Raw genomic sequence first — 18,117 nt, 5'->3', positions numbered from 1 at the left:
TGCTCAGCATTCGTCCCGGGCGATGACGCCCCGCACGAGGAGTCCGGCGCACTGTGCCGCGGGAGCAGGGCGGGCGAGCAGGAACCCCTGGAGCGTGTCACAGCCGGCGGCTTCCAGGAAACGCTGCTGTCCGATGTTTTCCACCCCTTCGGCGACGGTCTCCAGGTTCAGGTTTGTGGCAAGGCTGAGGACCGTACGCACGATGGCCTCGCCGCTGCCGCCATTGTCGAGGTCGCGCACGAAGCTGCGGTCGATCTTGAGCACGTCCAGCGGAAAACGCTGGAGGTAGGCGAGTGACGAGTACCCGGTGCCGAAGTCGTCCAGGGCCACCCGCAGCCCCATGTCGCGAAATGCCCCCAGGGTGTGGATGACCCGCTGGATGTCGGCCATCAGCATGCTCTCGGTCACCTCGAGCTCCAGCGCATCGGCCGGGGTGCCGGTTTCGGCCAGGATCCGGCGGATCCGGCGCGGCAGATCCTGATCACGGAACTGCGGGGCGGCCAGGTTGATGGAGATCCGCGGCGAGGGCAGTCCGCTGGCCTTCCAGCGCTGATGCTGGAGGCAGGCCTCGCGCAGGATCCATTCGCCCAGTTCCCGAATCAGTCCGGTTTCTTCCAGTACCGGGATGAAGGTCCCCGGCGACAGCACCTGTCCGTTGGGATCCTGCCAGCGGAGGAGGGCTTCGAGACCGGTAATGCGCCCGTTCCCGGCCTCGACCCGCGGCTGATAGTGCAGGAAGAAGCCTTCCTGCCGGTAGACGGCGCGCCGGAGCTGGCCTTCCAGGGCGACCCGTGCACGCGCCGTGGTGTTGCGTTCGCCGGAGCAGAAACGCAGTCCGTTACCGCCTTCCCGTTTGGCCTGATCCATGGCGGCACCCGCGCGGCGCAGCAGCTCCTCGGGTTCGCTGCCATCGTCGGGGTAGAGGGCCGCCCCGGCCGAGCCGGGAACGTAGACCTCTTCGCCATCCATCGCGAAGAGTTCCTTCAAATGATCCACCAGTCCGGCCGCCTGGCGGACCAGGGTTTCGGCCTCGGCACTGTGACCCAGCACGAGGCCGAATTCGTCGCCACCGATCCGGGCCAGGGTGTCGCCTTCCTCGAGGGCGCCTGCCAGACGCTGGCTGACCCGCTGCAGCAGTGCGTCGCCGGCGGCGTGGCCGAGCCCCTCGTTGATCCCCTTGAAGCGGTCGAGGCCCAGATGGAGGATCAGCAAGGGCGAACCGCGGTCGCGGGCGTATTCCATGCTTTGGTTAATCGCGGTTGGGCAGGCCGGTCAGGGGATCGTGCCAGGTCAGGTATTGCAGCCGGTCTTCGGTCTCGCGGCGTTCGGTGATGTCATGCACGATCCCGGCCATGCGCCGTGGATGGCCCTGCTCGTCGAAACGCACGGTGCCACGCTGGTAGACCACCCGCGTGGTGCCGTCCGGGCGGCGAATGCGGTGTTCGATGTCATATTCCGGGCCGTCGGGGCGCAGGGCGGCATTGACGGCCTGCTGGACCCGTTCCCGGTCGTCGGGGTGAACGGCCGCCATGAACGACTCGTGATTGGCGCCCCACTGCTCCCGGGTCATGCCGAAGATGCGGTAGACCTCGTCCGACCAGCGGATTTCGTCGTTTTCGAAATCCGAGATCCAGGAACCCAGATGGGCGATGCGTTGCGCCTCGGCGAGTTCGGCCTCGCGCTGTTCCAGCGCTTCGCGGGCCTGGTGGCGCTCGGTGGAGTCGATGCCCAGGGTCTGCAGGTGGGTGAGCCGCCCGTGCTCGTCGAAGAAGGCGCGGGAGGTCCATTCGACCCAGCGCCGGGTACCGTCCGCCCGAATGACCGGGTTTTCGATGATCCGGACCGGCTGTTCCGGAGTGAAGCGCGCCAGGTCGGCGAGGTTGGCCTCCTGGTGTTCGGGGGGCAGATCCTCGATCCAGCGCCGGCCGACCAGATCCGCCCCGAAGTATTCCCGCGCCATGCGGTTGGCGAACAGGATCGTGGTGTCGGGCCGGTAGACCGTGATGATGTGCGGGTGGTCCTCGATCAGGCTGCGGTAATCGATGACCAGCGTATCGTCGGGCCCGTATTGATGTTGATCCGTTTTCATCCTTGATCCGTGCCTGGTGCCCGATCGCCATTGGCTCATTATGGCGATGGAAATTCGCCCGGTGCAATCGCGCCGGATCCGCCCGGCGAGTCCGGTTGCGCGAAACGCCGTGCGCAGATCGGGTATCCTTGTGAATCTGAATCCGTACTCAGGGAGCCATCAATGCAGCCCTTTGCCTCGCGCAATGTCTTCGGTGAGGAACTCGAGCCCTGTGGCCGCGACCCGGTGACCGGGTTCTATCGCGACGGGCGCTGTGCCACCGGACACGACGACACCGGCATCCATACGGTCTGTGCCGAAGTGACGCAGGCGTTTCTGGATTATTCCCTGGCGCAGGGCAACGATCTGGTGACGCCGATGGAGGCCTTCGGCTTCCCCGGGCTCAAGCCCGGAGACCGGTGGTGCCTGTGCGCCGGCCGCTGGGTGGAGGCGTATCGGGCCGGCGTGGCGCCGGGGGTATACCTGCGGGCGACCCACGAGGAGACCCTGGCGATCATCCCGCTGGACGTGCTGCAGGCGCACGCCCGCGATCCGGCAGAGTAGCGCGGACGCGTTCGCGTACGCCTCAGGCGGGGCGGGCCAGATACCAGCGGATGACCGCCCAGTCGTAGGCCGCGTGCGCGATCATCACCACCACCAGGTTCTCGGTCACGTGGTAGACCCAGCCGAGATACAGGCCGATGAGGGTGGCGAAGACGAAGTACAGGTGGCTGACGTAGTGCGCCAGCCCGAACAGCACCGAGGCCAGCAGGATTGCGGCCCCGGGCGGCAGGTGCAGACCCAGCCACTGCTGTAGCACGCCGCGTACCAGGAGCTCCTCGCCGACCCCGGCGAGCACCGCGATCAGCACTACCGAGCCGGCCGGGGCCCCGCGAAACAGCAGATCCAGGAACTCCTGCAGCTGTGCCCGAATGTCGCGAAACGCCGGGTGGTCGGTCCAGCCCAGCACGGCGACCAGCAGGAACATCGGGGTGGTGACCAGCAGGCCCAGGGCCACGGCCTCGATGCTCCAGTCCATCGCGCCCAGAAGTGGCACGCCGGCGAGCGCCGCCAGCGCGAACGCCACGGGGATGAGTGCACCCTGGAACAGGGCCCCGGCGAGCAGTGGATGACGGGCGATGAACGGTCGCAAGGTGGCGGGAGGGGCAATGGTTGGTTGCGGGCGGGCCGGCCGGGCGATCGCCGCGGCCGGCCGTCCGCCCGGGGCTTTGCCTCAGGCCAGGCGCGCGCGGTGGTCGAGGATCACGCGCACGCCGTGACGCTTGCCGCCGGGCAGGGCACCGAGCACGTCGCGGCGCTCGGATTCCGCCAGGTGTTCGCAGGCCTGCGCCAGACCATGGCTGGGCAGACGGTCGGCCAGCCGCGCCAGGGTATCGGGATCCAGCGCCTGCAGCACCTCGGCCTGCGCCCGTTCGGTCAGCTTGAGGAAGCGCATGCGGGCGGCGGCCAGCTGGCCGGCGTCCAGCGCGCCCAGGATACCCGCCACGGCGGGGTCGGGACGCATGTCGGCCCAGTGCACGCCCCCAGCGGCATGATCGCCGCGGAATTCAGTGGCCGTGGGGAAATCCTGCACGGTGTCCATTGCCAGTTCGGTCATCTTCGGTCTCCTCGCATCGATTCAGTGAAATTAACCAACAACACGATGCGAAGGCCGTCCGGAGGTCCCCGATCGGGGAGCGGGCGGTGGGGCAGGCACGACCCGGTCACTACCGGGATGTGCGGGAACCCGTGATCCGGCGTGTATCCAGGTCACGACGGACCGGGTTCCGGGGCCTCGTTCAGACGAGGAGGCGGCGGGTCCGGGTCCGACGGACAGCTGGATACACGTCATCCGCCGCGCCGGCGGCCTTCGTGCATCGGCAACTGCAACTGTCCATGGGTGTCGTCATACCTCGTATGGCTCAACATGCGCTCGTGGCACCCGGCCACGAACGGGCGCGAATCATAGCCAAAGCGCGGGTGGCGAAACAAGCCTTGCGGCGGAATGCGTTGACAGGTTTCGGTGCGGGTTATAGTTTGACCCGTTTCCCGGCGCGCGCCGGATCAGGGTGCGCGTACCCTGATCGCGCCGGTCGCCAGCGCCGCAAAGCCTACGCCCGGTGATCCCGGGCCCAATCAGGAATCGACCCGTGACCGACGTCTTTCCCCGCATCGAGCGACTGCCCCCCTACGTCTTCAACATCGTGAACGAGTTGAAGGCCGAGGCTCGAGCTCGCGGCGAGGACATCATCGACTTCGGCATGGGTAACCCGGATCAGCCCACCCCGAAGCACATCGTCGACAAGCTGACCGAGGCAGTGCAGCGCGGCGACACTCACCGTTATTCGGTATCGCGCGGGATCCCGCGGCTGCGGCGTGCCGTCACCCGCTGGTATCAGGATCGTTTCGATGTAGAACTCGATCCGGAAACCGAGGCGATCGTGACCATTGGCTCCAAGGAAGGCCTGGCGCATCTGGCGCTGGCCACCCTGGGGCCGGGAGATGCGGTGCTGGTGCCGAATCCGGCGTATCCCATCCACCCCTATGGCTGCGTAATCGCCGGCGCCGACGTGCGCCACGTGCCGCTGACGCCGGACGTCGATTTCTTTGCCGAGCTGGAGCGCGCGATCCGCGATTCCTGGCCCAAGCCGAAGATGCTGATCCTGAACTTCCCGGGGAATCCGACCACGCAGTGCGTGGATCTGGAGTTCTTTGAACGGGTGGTGGAGATCTGCCGCGAGCACGGGATCTGGATCGTGCACGATCTGGCCTACGCCGAGATCGCGTTCGACGGCTATCGGGCCCCCTCGATCCTCGAAGTGCCGGGCGCCAAGGACATCGCGGTGGAGTTCTACACCCTGTCCAAGACCTACAACATGCCCGGCTGGAGGGTGGGATTCATGTGCGGCAATCCCACGCTGGTGGCGGCCCTGGCGCGCATCAAGTCGTATCTCGACTACGGCACCTTCACGCCCATTCAGGTGGCGGCGATCTCCGCACTGGAAGGGCCGCAGGACTGTGTCGACGAGATCCGCGAGACCTATCGCGTGCGCCGCGACGTGCTGTGCGACGGCCTGAACAAGCTGGGCTGGGCAGTGGAAAAGCCGAAGGCGACCATGTTCGTCTGGGTGCCGATCCCCGAGCCCTATCGCGAGATGGGGTCGCTGGAGTTCGCCAAGAAGCTGCTGCGCGACGCCAAGGTGGCGGTCTCGCCCGGGATCGGCTTCGGCTCCTACGGGGATGACCACGTGCGCTTCTCCCTGATCGAGAACGAGCAGCGCACGCGCCAGGCCCTGCGGGGGATCAAGGCGATGTTCCGGGCGGATTCCGTCCTCGCCGATGCCTCCGCGTAACCAGGCATTCGAAGACCAAAACCCGGATGCGGTGCATCCGGACGATCAGGGAAACAGGATCATATGACGCCGGTAAAGATCGGAATTCTCGGACTGGGTACCGTGGGCTGTGGCACGGTGAACGTGCTGGCCCGCAACGGCACCGACATCGCCGGGCGCGCCGGACGCGGGATCGAGGTCGTGGCCGCGGCAGCCCGTGACATCGAGCGCGAGCGCGACTGCGACACTTCCGGAATCCGCCTGACCACCGACCCTGGCGTGGTGGTGGACGATCCTGAAGTCGAGGTGGTTGTCGAGCTGATGGGCGGAACCGATGCCCCGCGCGACCTGGTCCTGCGGGCGATCGACGCCGGCAAGCACGTGGTCACCGCGAACAAGGCGATGATCGCCCTGTACGGCAACGAGATCTTCGAGCGCGCCCATTCGCGCGGCGTGATGGTGGCGTTCGAGGCAGCGGTCGCCGGCGGCATCCCGATCATCAAGGCGATCCGCGAGGGCCTGGCGGGCAACCGCCTCGAATGGCTGGCGGGGATCATCAACGGGACCGGCAACTTCATCCTGACCGAGATGCGCGACAAGGGTCGTGACTTCGAGGACGTGCTGGCGGAGGCCCAGTCGCTGGGTTACGCCGAGGCCGATCCGACCTTCGACGTGGAGGGTATCGATGCCGCCCACAAACTGGCGATCCTGGCGTCCATCGCGTTCGGCATCCCGCTGCAGTTCGACCGCGTGGCGGTCGAGGGCATCAGCGGGATCACCCGCGAGGACGTGGGCTTCGCTGCGGAGCTGGGGTACCGCATCAAGCATCTGGGCATCGCGCGTCGCATGCCGGACGGCTACGAACTGCGGGTGCATCCGACCCTGATCCCGGAACGCCGGCTGATCGCCAATGTGGACGGGGTGATGAATGCCGTGCTGGTGCAGGGCGACGCGGTGGGGCCCACGTTGTACTACGGCGCCGGAGCCGGTGCCGAGGCGACCGCCTCGGCCGTGGTCGCCGATCTGGTGGACGTGGTGCGCGCCCTGACCACCGACCCCGAGAATCGCGTGCCGCATCTGGCGTTCCAGCCGGACGCGCTGTCGGAACGCCCGGTGCTGGCGCTGGAGGACGTCCAGACCTCGTTCTACCTGCGCCTGCGTGCCCAGGATCGTCCGGGGGTACTGGCCGACATTACCCGGATCCTGGGCGAGCATGGCATCAGCATCGAGGCGATCCTGCAGCGCGAGCCCGACCCGGAGCGGGGCGAGGCGACCATCATCATGCTGACGCACGCCGTGCGCGAGGGCGCGATGAACCAGGCGATCACGGCGGTGGAACAACTGCCGCACCTGCTGACTCCGATCACGCGTATCCGCATGGAAGCGCTCTGAACAACCAACTGATCCGATCCACGACACGAGAATCCGCATGGCCCACGGACACCGCTACACCGGACTGATCGACCGCTACCGCGATCGGCTGCCGGTCCACGACGACACCCGCGTGATCTCCCTCGGCGAGGGGGCCACGCCGCTGATCCGGCTGAACAACATTCCCCGCGAGCTGGACAGCGAGGTGGAGATCTACGTCAAGTACGAGGGTCTGAACCCCACCGGCTCGTTCAAGGACCGGGGCATGACCATGGCGGTCACCCGCGCGGTGGAAGAGGGTTCGCGGGCCATCGTGTGCGCCTCCACCGGCAACACCTCGGCCGCTGCCGCGGCCTATGCCGCCCGCGCGGGGATCACCGCGTTCGTGGTCATACCGGACGGCAAGATCGCGATGGGCAAACTGGCGCAGGCGATGATGCACGGGGCCACGGTGATTCAGATCGCCGGGAATTTCGACGACGGCATGCGGCTGGTCAAGGAAGTGGCCTCGAATACCCCGGTGACCCTGGTCAATTCGGTCAACCCGTACCGTCTGCAGGGCCAGAAGACTGCGGCGTTCGAGATCATCGAGGAGCTGGGTCGGGCACCGGATTATCACTGCCTGCCGGTGGGCAATGCCGGCAACATCACCGCGCACTGGATCGGCTACAGCGAGATGGCCGCCCGCAGCAGCGAGGACGTGACCGACGCCTGCGCCTACTGCCAGGGGCACTGCAAGTATGCCGGCGGCGGCATGGTCGGGAACCGGCCGCACATGGTGGGCTATCAGGCCTCGGGTTCGGCGCCGTTCATGCGCGGGGCCATGGTGGACGATCCCGACACCGTCGCGACCGCGATCCGCATCGGTCACCCGCAGTCCTGGGACATGGCGTGGAAGGTGCGCGAAGAGTCCGGCGGCTGGTTCGACGAATGCGCGGATGACGAGATCCTGGCCGCGCAGAAACTGCTGGCGGAGAAGGAGGGGGTGTTCTGCGAACCGGCCTCCGCCGCCTCGCTGGCCGGCGCCCTGCGCGACATTCGCTCGGGGCGAATCCCGGCGGGGTCCACCGTGGTCTGCACGCTCACCGGCAACGGCCTCAAGGACCCGGACACCGCGATCAGTCAGAGCGTGGTCCAGCCGACGCGGGTGCCCGCAGAGCTGGGCGCCGTGTCGCAGGCGATCCGCGACAACCTCGCCTGAAGCCGTCGGCCTGAACCCCGGGGGCCGGTTCCGGCCCCGCGGGCAGGGTCAGTTTGCCGGTCGTTCGGGGATCTCGATCCGGGCGGCCTCGCGCAGGCGTTCGATCTCTTCCTGGATCGCGCGGCTTTCCAGGATCTCGATCAGTTCGGCCCGCACGTCTTCCATGGGCGGCGGGTCGACCGGGCGCGTCTCTTCCAGCCGGATCAGGTGCCAGCCAAAGCGACTTTCCACCGGATCCGTCGTCGTCTCGCCGGGTTCCAGGCGCTGCACCGCATCGCTGAAGGCCGGCACCATGCGGCCGGCTTCGAACCAGCCCAGGTCACCTCCGCGTTGGGCGGAGCCGGGGTCGGTTGAATGCGTTTCGGCCAGCTCGGCAAACGAGGCCCCGTCCTCGAGTTCGGCCAGCAGGTCCCGGGCGGTCTCCTCGCTCTCGACCAGGATGTGGCGGGCGCGGTACTCCTCGGCGGCCATCTGCTCCACCTGCCGCTCGTATTCGGCGCGCAGGTCGTCCTCCGTGAGTTCCAGTTCGGCCGTCAGGCGTTCCATCATCTCGGAGGCGAGGAAATTGGTGCGGACCATCTCGAGGATCCGGCGCGTTTCTTCTTCCTCGTGCAGGCCACGCCGCTCGGCTTCCTGGCGCAGCAGCCGCAGGCTGATCAGTTCGTCGATCACGCCATCATCGCCGGCCAGCCCGGGGTCGTCGTCCAGGCCGGAGTAGGTAAAAACATCGGCCCGGGTGATCGGTTCGCCATCGATGCGCGCGAGGATTTCGGCGTCTTCGGTCGTCGTGGCGGCATCGGTTTCGTGGCCATTGCGTTCGTCAGACGGACCATCGTTGCCGCAGGCGGCAAGCGAGGTGACGGCGGCCAGGATCGCGGCCGCGAGCAGGCCGCGGGGTGCGGACAGGGGGAACGTTGATGCGGCCATTCAGAACACCTGCTTGAAGGGGCGGACATCCACCGAGGCATACACCCCGGCCCGGACATAAGGATCGGCATCGGCCCATTCGCGGGCCGCTTCCAGCGACGGGAATTCGGCGACGATCAGGCTGGCGCTGAAACCGGCCGGCCCCGGATCGGGGCTGTCGATCGCGGGGCACGGACCGGCCAGCACCAGGCGTCCGGCATCGCGCAGGGCCTGCAGGCGTTCCAGGTGTTCCGGACGCGCCGCCAGGCGGGCGTCCAGCGAATCGGGGGCATCGTGGCCCTGGATCATGTAGAGCATCGGCATTCCGTGTCGGGGGGACAGGCGGGCATTGTAACGTCACGGGCGGGTGCGGCGTGATGGTCGGGTCACAGTTGCGCTACACTGCGCGCTTTGTCCGATCTGCGGTTCCCCATGAGTACGTTCGCGATCCACCCCGAGAATCCCCAGCCACGGCTGATCCGCCAGGTCTGCGACCGGCTGCATGAAGGTGCGGTGATCGCCGTGCCCACCGATGCCTGTTATGCGCTCGCGTGCCTGCCCGGTGACAAGACCGGCGCCGATCGCATCCGCCGCATCCGCGAGGTGGACGAGACCCATCATCTCACCCTGCTGTGCCGTGACCTGTCCGAACTGGGGGTGTACGCCAAGGTGGACAACAGCGCCTTTCGGCTGATGAAGACCCTGACGCCGGGGCCCTACACCTTCATTCTTCCCGCCACCCGCGAAGTCCCGCGGCGGCTGCAGCATCCCAGGCGCCGGACGATCGGACTGCGGGTGCCGGACAGTCCCATCGTGTCCGCGCTGCTGGCGGAACTCGGTACGCCGCTGATGTCCGCCACCCTGCAGCTGCCGGGGGACGATACCCCGCTGACCGAGGTGTGGGAGATCGAAGAGCGTCTTGCGCATGCGGTGGACGCGATCCTGGACGGAGGAGCAGGGACGCTGGAGGCCACCACGGTGCTGGACCTGACCGGTGACGGCGTGGAAGTGGTGCGACAGGGCCTCGGGGACGTGGCCTTTCTGGAAGAATAGCCATGCGTAAATGGATCATCCTGGCCGCTCTGCTGGTCGCCATTGGTGCGGCATGGCCCTGGTACGTCGGGGGACAGGTGGAAGACACCCTCGACGCGCGCATGGAGCTGCAGGCGGACGGTCTGGAGCTGCGCCACGAGCCCGTTCGCTACGAGCGGGGCTATCGCGAGGCGCGTGCGGAAGGAACACTGCACCTGCGTCGGGGCGAGGACGCTTACGAACTACCGGTGGTGCACGAGGTGCAGCACGGGGTGCTGGGCGCGAGGATCGCCACCCGCCTGGATCACGCGGCCCTCGACGACGCCCTCGCGGAGCATGACGGGCTGGCCGCGATCCTGCAGCGTCTTGCGCCCGAGGCGGAGAGCCGGACCGGCCTGGGTGGCGGCGTCACGACCCGCCTGCGCGTGCAGGATACGCGCCTGGATGTTGCGCAATGGGCGGCAGTGGCACCGCTCCGGGACGCGGAGGGCCCGTTGTGGCTGGAGTTCGAGGACGCCCTGGGGCAGTTCGCCTGGTCGGACGAGCAGGCGATGGCGAGTCTGTCGGTCCCGCGTCTGCGACTCGATCAGGCGGACGGAACCCTGGTGTTCGAGGGGCTGCGGCAGGTCCTGGCGCTGGAGCCCGACGCCGACGGGGTCTATGGCGTGCTTCCGGATTATGAAGGCGGCGTGGCGGCCGACCGGATGGAATGGACGGGTCCGGGATGCGAGGGCAGCCTGCTTATGGAGCGTGCCCGGATCAATGCATTCCAGAGCACCCATGGAGACCGGCTGGACGCCCGCGCGCGCCTGGAAATCGACCGGATGACCGTGACGCGGGGCACGCAGCGTCTCGTGCGCCATGGCGGACCGATGGATCTGCAGCTGGGGCTGGAGCGCTGGGACCGCGCAGCCATGGAGCAGCTCGCCGGAACCCTGCGTGACCCGGCGCACCGGCGCCAGGAGGCCGAGCAACGCCGCGATCTCACCCATGCCGCGATGATCGATGCCGTGAGCCAGTCGCTGGAGCGCAGCCCGGCCGTGACGCTCGGGGCGATCATGAACGACGAGCCGGAGCAGCGGCTGGAGCTGGAGGGCAACCTGGTCTTTTCCGGTACGCCCGAAGGCTTCCGCATGCGCCCGGTGGAGGCGATCGCGCTGGACATGCAGGCCGCGGTCGGGCTGCAATGGCCGGAGTCGCTGGCCGGGCTGACCGACCCGCAGCCGTTCGGCCGGGTGCTGGCCGCGGCCGAGGCGGATGCCTGGCTGGAACGCGACGGCGAGATCCTGAGCGGGACTCTGGCGATGCGGGACGGCCGCATCCACGTCAACGAGCGGGACCGCACCGCCAGTGCCCTGGGCCTGCTGTTCGCCGCCGCCGGCGGCATGTTCTGACACCGACCATCTCAGCCTCATCAGTCAACCATCAGGAAGGATCGCGACCGTGACCACCAATCAGGGGACGAATCAGCGTGTCATCTCGGGGATGCGGCCCACCGGGCGTCTGCATCTCGGGCATTATCACGGGGTCCTGAAGAACTGGATCGAGCTGCAGCACAACTACGAGTGCTTTTTCTTCGTTGCGGACTGGCATGCGCTGACCACGCATTACGAAGACCCGGGCGACCTGCAGCAATACGTGACCGAGATGGTGATCGACTGGCTGGCCGCGGGGGTGAGTCCGGGATCGGCCACCCTGTTCGTGCAGTCGCGTGTGCCGGAACATGCCGAGCTGCATCTGCTGCTGTCCATGATTACCCCGCTGGGCTGGCTGGAGCGGGTGCCGACCTGGAAGGACCAGCAGGAACAGCTGCGCGAGAAGGATCTGGCGACCTACGGGTTTCTCGGGTATCCAGTGCTGCAGAGTGCCGACGTGCTGGCCTATCGCGCCGGCATGGTGCCGGTGGGCGAGGACCAGGTCTCGCACCTGGAGGTCACGCGCGAGCTGGCGCGGCGCTTCAACCATCTGTACGGGCGCGAACCCGGGTTTGCCGAAAAGGCCGAGCAGGCCGTGGACAAGATGGGCAAGAAGGCAGCCAAACGCTACCGCGATCTGCGCAAGCGCTTCCAGGAGCAGGGCGAGGACGAGGCCCTGGAGGTCGCCCGGGCGATGCTGGAATCCCAGCAGAACATCTCGCTGAAAGACCGCGAGCGGCTGTTCGGCTACCTCGAGGGCGGGGGCAAGATCATCCTGCCCGAGCCGCATCCGAAGCTGACGCCCACCGCGAAGATGCCCGGGCTTGACGGGCGCAAGATGTCCAAGAGCTATGGCAACACCATCAGCCTGCGGTCCGAGCCGCAGGAGGTGGAGAGCCAGATCCGGACCATGCCCACCGATCCGGCGCGGGTGCGCCGGACCGATCCGGGGACGCCGGAAAAATGCCCGGTGTGGGAGCTGCATCAGGTCTACACCGGCGAGGAAAAGCGGGGCGAGCTCTACGAGGGCTGCACCACCGCCGGGATCGGCTGTCTGGACTGCAAGAAGCCCCTGATCGCGGCCATCCAGGAGGAGCTGGAGCCGATTCAGCAGCGCGCGCGCGAATACGCCAGTGATCCCGGACTGGTGCGCTCGATCATGGTCGAGGGCTCGGAGGCCGCCCGCGAAGAGGCGCGCGAGACCCTGGAGGAGGTCCGCCGCGCGATGGGGCTGGACTACCTGCGGTAGAACCGGTGAGCGAACATGCCGAAGACGCCACCGTCGACCCCGTTGATCCGGCCGCCGCCGGGGAGGGCGAGCACGTCTGGCGTGTTCACGGCGAACCGGTCGCGGAGCTGCCCGAGGACCTGTACATCCCTCCGGATGCACTGGAAGTGTTCCTCGATTCCTTCGAGGGGCCACTGGACCTGCTGCTGTACCTGATCCGCCGGCAGAACCTCGACATCCTGGCGATCCCCATCGCCGAGATCACGCGCCAGTACATGGCCTACATCGAGGTGATGCGTGCCCTGCGCCTGGAGCTGGCGGGCGAATACCTGGTGATGGCGGCACTGCTGGCCGAGATCAAGTCGCGCATGCTGCTGCCACGCCCGGCGGAGTCGGGCGAGGAAGACGCCGGTGATCCGCGCATGGCCCTGATTCGGCAGCTGCAGGAATACGAGCAGTTCAAGACCGCGGCCGAACGCCTGGACGCACTGCCGCGCATGGAGCGGGATTTCTTCGCCGCCGGCGCCGCGACCGACGCACTGGAAGGCCCGCCGCCCCCGGCGCCGTCGCTGGATGCCCTGATGGATGCGCTCGCCGGGGTGATGCGGCGTGCCAGCCTGAACGCCCACCACCACGTGGCCACCGAACAGCTGTCGGTGCGCGAGCGCATGACCCGGCTGCTGCACGAGCTGGACAGCGAGACCTTCACCGACTTCGTCGGCCTGCTGGAACGGGCCGAGGGCCGCCAGGGCGTGGTGGTGTCGTTCCTCGCCATCCTCGAGCTGGCCAAGGCGGGGCTGGTGGAGTGGGGGCAGAGCGAACCCTACGCCCCCATCCGCCTGCGTCGGCGCGGCGGCGACGCCTGACCCCGACGCGCCCCGCCACCCCGTGCCCCCCTTCCGCGGGGCTGCGGTCAGCTCGCGTGGTGGGTGGACGTGGCGCCGCGATCGAATGCCCCCTCGTACAGGCGCAGCAGCGCCGGGATCACGAACAGTACCAGCACCGTGGCCACTGCCAGCCCGAACACGATCGAGATCGCCATCGGGATCAGGAACTGCGCCTGCACCGAGCGCTCGAACAGCAGCGGGGTGAGGCCCGCGATGGTGGTGACCGAGGTCAGGATGACCGCGCGCAGGCGCTGGCAGGAGGCCTCGATGATCGCCTCGCGCAGGGCCAGACCGCTCTCCCGCAATCCCTGGTAGAAGCTGACCAGGATGATGGAGTTGTTGACCACGATCCCGGTCAGGCCGAACAGGCCGAACATCGACAGCACGGTCAGCTCCACCCCGAGGATCCAGTGGCCCAGCAGGGCCCCGAGGATGCCGAACGGGATGATGGCCATCACGATCAGCGGCCAGCCCCAGGAGGCGAAGACCCAGGCGAGGATGATGTACATCAGGCCCAGCGCCAGCACCAGGCCCGTGCGCATGTCGGCAAACGTCTCCTCCTGATCCGCCGCGCGGCCCTCGAAGGACCAGTCCACCCCGTGGCGCTCGGCGACCGCGTCCAGCGGACCGTCTTCCAGCGCGGCGCGGATGCGCGCGGCATTGTTTACCGAGCGGTCGACTTCGGTGGATACCTCGATCGCGAGGCGGGTATCGGCATGCCGCAGGGTCTCGAAGCCGGGACGGGATGCGAGTTCCGCCACGTTCTCCAGCGGGGTCAGCTCGCCGTCCGGCAGGCGGATCTGCAGGCGGTCCAGGCTTTCCGTCGCGTGGCGTTCGTCGTCGGGCAGACGCACGCGCACCTCGACCTCCTCCAGGCCATCCTGATAGATCTGCGCCAGATGGCCGTCGTAGGCGTCGCGCAGCTGCGCGCCGAGCTGCTCCGTGGTCAGTCCGAGGGCGCGGCCTTCCGGCAGGATGCGGAAGGTCAGCTGCTCGCGGCCGAACGGGGTGTCGTCCTGGGTGGCGAAGGTGCCCGGGAACTCGTCGAACAGATCGGCCACGTCCAGTGCCGCGTCCTTGAGGATATGCGGGTCATCGCCGGTCAGACGCACTTCGAGATCGCGCCCGGGCGGGCCGGCCTGACGCTCGTCAATAGAAAAGGTCTCGATGCCGGGGGCCTCGCGGACGTTGTCCCGCCATGCCTGGATGAACGCCCGGTTGCGCACCTCTCGGGCCTCCGGCGAGATCAGCTCGACCTGGATGTTGCCGAACTGGTCGCCCTGCGGGGCGTTGCCGTCGCCGGGGTCGATGCCGCGTCCGAGCCGGGTCACCGAGGCACGCACCAGGCCGCCGCCGAGTTCCTCGTCGGTTTCCTCCAGCGCCTGTTCGACGTGGATGAGGAATTCTTCGACCCGTTCCGGCGGGGTGCCGGCCACGAAGTTCACGCCGGCATGGACGACCGTGCCCTCGGGCGAGGGGAAGAAGGTGAAGCCGATGCGCCCGGATGCCGCGAGGCCGATGGCCAGGATCACCGCGCCCACCGCCAGGGCGAGGGTGACCCCGGAGTGGTCCACGGCGCGCGTGACGGCACGGCGGAACGGGCCGTTGCGCAGGTTTTCGAAACCCCGGTCGAAGCGCGCCCGCAGGCTGCCGGCCGGCGGTTCCTCGAGGCGATCCATCACGCCCTTGAGATGGGCCGGAAGGATCAGGAAGGCGATCAGCAGGGTAGCCACGATCACGCAGATCACCACCAGCGGGATGTCGAACAGGATATTGCCGATGATCCCGCCGATCAGCATCAGTGGCATGAAGGCCGCGACGGTGGTCAGTGACGCGGCGACGACCGGACCGACCATGCGCTGAGCGCCCTGACGCGCCGCCCGACCGGCCGACAGGCCCCTCTGATGCAGGCTGTAGGCGTGCTCGGAGACGACGATGGCGTTGTCGACGATGATCCCCAGCGACATGATGAAGCCGAACAGCGACATCATGTTGATCGAGCCACCCACCAGCCACAGCACCACGAATGCGGCGGTGAAGGCGATCGGGATGCCGAGGGCGACGCGCAGGGCGATGTGGCGGTTCAGGAACAGGAACAGGATCCCGAGCACCAGCAGGAGTCCCCCGGCACCGTTTTTCAGCAGCAGGGTGATGCGCTCGGACAGCAGCTCCCAGAAGGCATCGGTCTCCTGCAACTGGACACCCGGGGGCAGGGCGGGCCGGGTGCGCTCCAGCCACTGTTCGAGGATGCGCGCGGATTCCAGGGCGTCGCCGGTCTCGCTGCGCATCAGCTGCATCTCGATGGCCCGCGTACCCTGGGAGCGGACACGCACCTCGCCGTCGCGGGGGCGCAGGTCGATGTCGGCGATGTCGCCCAGCAGCACCCGACCACGTTCGGGGTCGCCCTGCAGCACCAGGCGTTCGAAGGACACGATGTCGCGAGCCTGCTCGAGGCTGCGCAGCTGTCGGGCGGTGTCGTCGCGTCCGACCGAGCCGGCGGGCATGTCGCGGCTCATGCCGGCGATGGCCGTGCCGATGTCGGCCAGGGTCATGTCCAGGCGGTAGAGATTGAAGGCCGGCACCTGGATGGCCATCTCGTCTTCCGTGAGGCCGGTGAACTCGACCCGCGCGATGCCGGCGTCCAGCAGTTCGCGTTCGTACTGCCGGGCCAGCGTCCGCAGCTGTTCCGGGTCGTCGGGGCCGGTGATCAGCAGGCGCGAGACCGGCTCGTAGTTGATCACCTGATTGACGATCGGGGTCTCGGCATCCGCCGGCAGGTTGCGCTGCTGATCGACCCGGTCGTTGACCTGTTCCAGCGCATGCGACATGTCGGCGCCGGGTTCGAACTCCAGGGTGATGGTCGCCACCCCAAGCGCGGAGGTGGAGGTCATTTCGCGCAGGTCGTCGACCGTGCGCAGGTCCTGCTCCAGCGGGTCGGTGATCGACTGTTCCACGTCTTCGGCGGCAGCGCCCGACCACACGACCTGGACCGTGATGATGTCGAGATCAAAATCGGGGAAGAACTGCGAGTTCAGCTGGTTCAGGGCATAGGCGCCCGCCAGCAGCATCAGCGCGATCAGCAGGTTGGCGGCCAGGCGGTGTTCCAGGAACAGCCGGATCGGACCGCGCCCGGCCGCGCCCTCCGCATCGCCCCCGGCCGGGGCGCCGCCCGGCATGGGTGCGCTGGTTTCACTCATCGCCGGCGTCCTGCGGCTGGAGGTCCGGGTCGCCTTCGCGCACGGCTTCGGCCGCGGTGGGCAGGTCCTCGCGGTCCTCGACCTCCACGCGCAGGCCATCCACCGCATTGGGCAGGCGGGTGGCGATCAGGACGTCGCCGGCCGACAGGTCCGGATTGCGAACCAGCGCCAGGGTGTCCCCGGCCTCGCTGCGGTATTCGCCCAGACGTTCGACGTTCAGGGACTGCAGGCGGCCGTCGATTACGCGGAACATGGTGTCGCGCCCGTACAGGGCCTCGAACGGAACGGCCAGGCTGTCGTCTTCCTCGGGCAGGCGCAGGTTCAGCTCAAGGAAGCGGTTCAGACCCAGCGAGCGCCCGCCTTCGCGGATCGCGAACACACCGTGCGAAGCGCTGGCGCCAGGCCGGGTTTCGCCTTCGATGCGGACCAGTTCGCTGGTGATCTCGCGCCCGCCGTTGCGGGCCGAGGCTTTTAGCGTTGCCCCCTCGGCCAGCAGCGCCTCCAGCCGCGGTTCCAGTGACACGGGAAGTCCGGCCCGGATCTCCAGGTCGTCGACGTCGAACAGGCGTACCAGTTCGTCGCCCACCCGGGCGCGTTCGCCCGGCGAGGTCCGGACCGCGGTCACGCGGGCATCGAACGGGGCGCGGATCTCGGTGCGTTCCAGGTCCAGTTCCGCCTGTTCGGCCGCGGCCCGCGCCCGGTTCAGCCGGGCCTCGGCCCCGGCCAGCCGCATGGGGGCGTCGGCGATCGCCTGTTCCCGGTTCTGGATGGTGAGTTCGGCCTGCTGCAGCCGCTCCTGGGCTTCATCCACGTCACTGTCGGATGCCATATCGCGTTCGCGCAGGTTGCGGGTGCGTTCGAGGTTGCGGCGAGCAATCTCGCGCAGTTCGCGTTCGCGCACCAGGGCCTCGCGATCGAATCGCGCGCGCAGCTGTTCGCTTTCCAGCGCGCCTTCGAGTTCATCGACCTCGGCGCGCGCCTGCCGCAGGGCCAGGCGCGCCTCGGCGGGGTCGATCCGGATCAGGACGTCGCCCCTGGCGACCCGCTGGCCTTCGCGCGCGGAGACCCGGGCCACGTCGCCCTGTACTGCGGCTCGCAGGGTCGCGTCGTGGGCCGAGGCACTGCGCCCGTAGAGCATCACCGAGGGCTCATGGGTCCCGGGTTCGGCGACGAAGCCGCGCACCGGCCAGGCACGTTCCTCGCCCTCGGGCGCGGGGGCCTCGGGGCCGGTGGCGCGCAGGATCATGAATCCGGCCACGCTGAGCGCGACGATCAGTACGGGGATGAGGGCACGGCCGACTCGCGGCATGACACGGGACATGCAGTTCTCGCTCGGGTCCTGGGCTGGATGGGGCGCGGGCCTGATGCCCGGGCCTTGGAGACGGTGCACCGGATGAAGTTCCCGTCCGCGGGAGACCGGTATCAGTGTCTCCTGATATGGCCAATCCTAACATCGGCGGCACGAGGGCCGCAGGCGTGG

At 68.1% G+C, this 18,117-nt stretch carries 14 protein-coding genes and 1 pseudogene; 8 read left to right on the top strand and 7 right to left on the bottom strand.

What is annotated here, in order from left to right:
- Positions 1-3: 3 nt before the first annotated feature.
- A pseudogene (locus F788_RS13405) lies at positions 4-2,089 on the bottom strand (putative bifunctional diguanylate cyclase/phosphodiesterase).
- Between the two features lie 162 nt (positions 2,090-2,251).
- Here F788_RS13405 and F788_RS0110100 point away from each other — a divergent pair.
- Positions 2,252-2,632 (top strand): DUF2237 family protein, encoded by a 381-nt coding sequence (locus F788_RS0110100; RefSeq protein ID WP_018869605.1) that lies wholly within the window; start codon positions 2,252-2,254, stop codon positions 2,630-2,632.
- Between the two features lie 22 nt (positions 2,633-2,654).
- On the opposite strand, the gene F788_RS0110095 is transcribed toward F788_RS0110100, so the two are convergent.
- Positions 2,655-3,221, bottom strand: a complete 567-nt coding sequence (locus F788_RS0110095) for a CPBP family intramembrane glutamic endopeptidase (RefSeq protein WP_019570072.1) — start codon at positions 3,219-3,221, stop codon at positions 2,655-2,657.
- A gap of 81 nt (positions 3,222-3,302) precedes the next feature.
- On the bottom strand, positions 3,303-3,686 hold the full coding sequence (locus F788_RS0110090; protein ID WP_019590075.1) for a magnesium transporter MgtE N-terminal domain-containing protein: 384 nt from the start codon (positions 3,684-3,686) through the stop codon (positions 3,303-3,305).
- A 532-nt stretch (positions 3,687-4,218) separates the two neighbouring features.
- Between F788_RS0110090 and alaC the strand changes: the two genes are divergently transcribed.
- The 3 genes from alaC (at position 4,219) to thrC (ending at position 7,972) form a co-directional block, all read left to right on the top strand.
- Complete coding sequence (gene alaC, locus F788_RS0110085) at positions 4,219-5,421, top strand: alanine transaminase (RefSeq protein ID WP_018869602.1); 1,203 nt, start codon at positions 4,219-4,221, stop codon at positions 5,419-5,421.
- Between the two features lie 63 nt (positions 5,422-5,484).
- Positions 5,485-6,792 carry a homoserine dehydrogenase gene (locus F788_RS0110080; RefSeq protein ID WP_019590074.1) on the top strand — a complete coding sequence of 436 codons (1,308 nt, stop codon included), beginning with the start codon at positions 5,485-5,487 and terminating at the stop codon, positions 6,790-6,792.
- Between the two features lie 37 nt (positions 6,793-6,829).
- On the top strand, positions 6,830-7,972 hold the full coding sequence (gene thrC / locus F788_RS0110075) for a threonine synthase (RefSeq protein ID WP_019590073.1): 1,143 nt from the start codon (positions 6,830-6,832) through the stop codon (positions 7,970-7,972).
- Positions 7,973-8,020: 48 nt separating this feature from the next.
- On the opposite strand, the gene F788_RS0110070 is transcribed toward thrC, so the two are convergent.
- Both F788_RS0110070 and F788_RS0110065 read right to left on the bottom strand, forming a co-directional pair.
- Positions 8,021-8,899 carry a peptidylprolyl isomerase gene (locus tag F788_RS0110070; protein ID WP_019570068.1) on the bottom strand — a complete coding sequence of 293 codons (879 nt, stop codon included), beginning with the start codon at positions 8,897-8,899 and terminating at the stop codon, positions 8,021-8,023.
- Positions 8,900-9,196, bottom strand: a complete 297-nt coding sequence (locus F788_RS0110065; protein WP_018869598.1) for a YciI family protein — start codon at positions 9,194-9,196, stop codon at positions 8,900-8,902.
- 114 nt (positions 9,197-9,310) lie between these two features.
- Here F788_RS0110065 and F788_RS0110060 point away from each other — a divergent pair, with 114 nt between their 5' ends.
- Genes F788_RS0110060 through F788_RS0110045 form a run of 4 tightly spaced genes read left to right on the top strand, consistent with a single transcriptional unit; the run spans position 9,311 to position 13,419 of the window.
- Positions 9,311-9,931 carry an L-threonylcarbamoyladenylate synthase gene (locus F788_RS0110060; protein WP_019590072.1) on the top strand — a complete coding sequence of 207 codons (621 nt, stop codon included), beginning with the start codon at positions 9,311-9,313 and terminating at the stop codon, positions 9,929-9,931.
- Between the two features lie 2 nt (positions 9,932-9,933).
- Positions 9,934-11,304, top strand: coding sequence for a DUF945 family protein (locus F788_RS0110055; protein WP_019590071.1), 1,371 nt, complete (start codon positions 9,934-9,936; stop codon positions 11,302-11,304).
- A 49-nt stretch (positions 11,305-11,353) separates the two neighbouring features.
- The gene (locus F788_RS0110050) at positions 11,354-12,574 is read left to right on the top strand and encodes a tryptophan--tRNA ligase (protein ID WP_018945873.1); all 1,221 of its coding nucleotides are present in this window, start codon (positions 11,354-11,356) and stop codon (positions 12,572-12,574) included.
- 5 nt (positions 12,575-12,579) lie between these two features.
- Positions 12,580-13,419, top strand: coding sequence for a ScpA family protein (locus F788_RS0110045; protein ID WP_018945874.1), 840 nt, complete (start codon positions 12,580-12,582; stop codon positions 13,417-13,419).
- A 47-nt stretch (positions 13,420-13,466) separates the two neighbouring features.
- Here F788_RS0110045 and F788_RS0110040 read toward each other — a convergent pair whose 3' ends face one another.
- Together F788_RS0110040 and F788_RS0110035 are read right to left on the bottom strand one after the other, a co-directional pair.
- Positions 13,467-16,637, bottom strand: coding sequence for an efflux RND transporter permease subunit (locus F788_RS0110040; RefSeq protein WP_019592904.1), 3,171 nt, complete (start codon positions 16,635-16,637; stop codon positions 13,467-13,469).
- A complete protein-coding gene (locus F788_RS0110035) occupies positions 16,630-17,946 on the bottom strand; it encodes an efflux RND transporter periplasmic adaptor subunit (protein WP_019592903.1) in 1,317 nt (438 codons plus the stop codon). Before F788_RS0110035 ends, F788_RS0110040 begins: the two co-directional genes overlap by 8 nt.
- Positions 17,947-18,117 lie beyond the last annotated feature (171 nt).

The organism is Thioalkalivibrio sp. ALE10 (genome assembly GCF_000381385.1).
Taxonomy (GTDB): Bacteria; Pseudomonadota; Gammaproteobacteria; order Ectothiorhodospirales; family Ectothiorhodospiraceae; genus Thioalkalivibrio.
The sequence above is the reverse complement of the archived record's forward strand: the minus strand, read 5'-3'. Positions and strand labels throughout refer to the sequence as shown.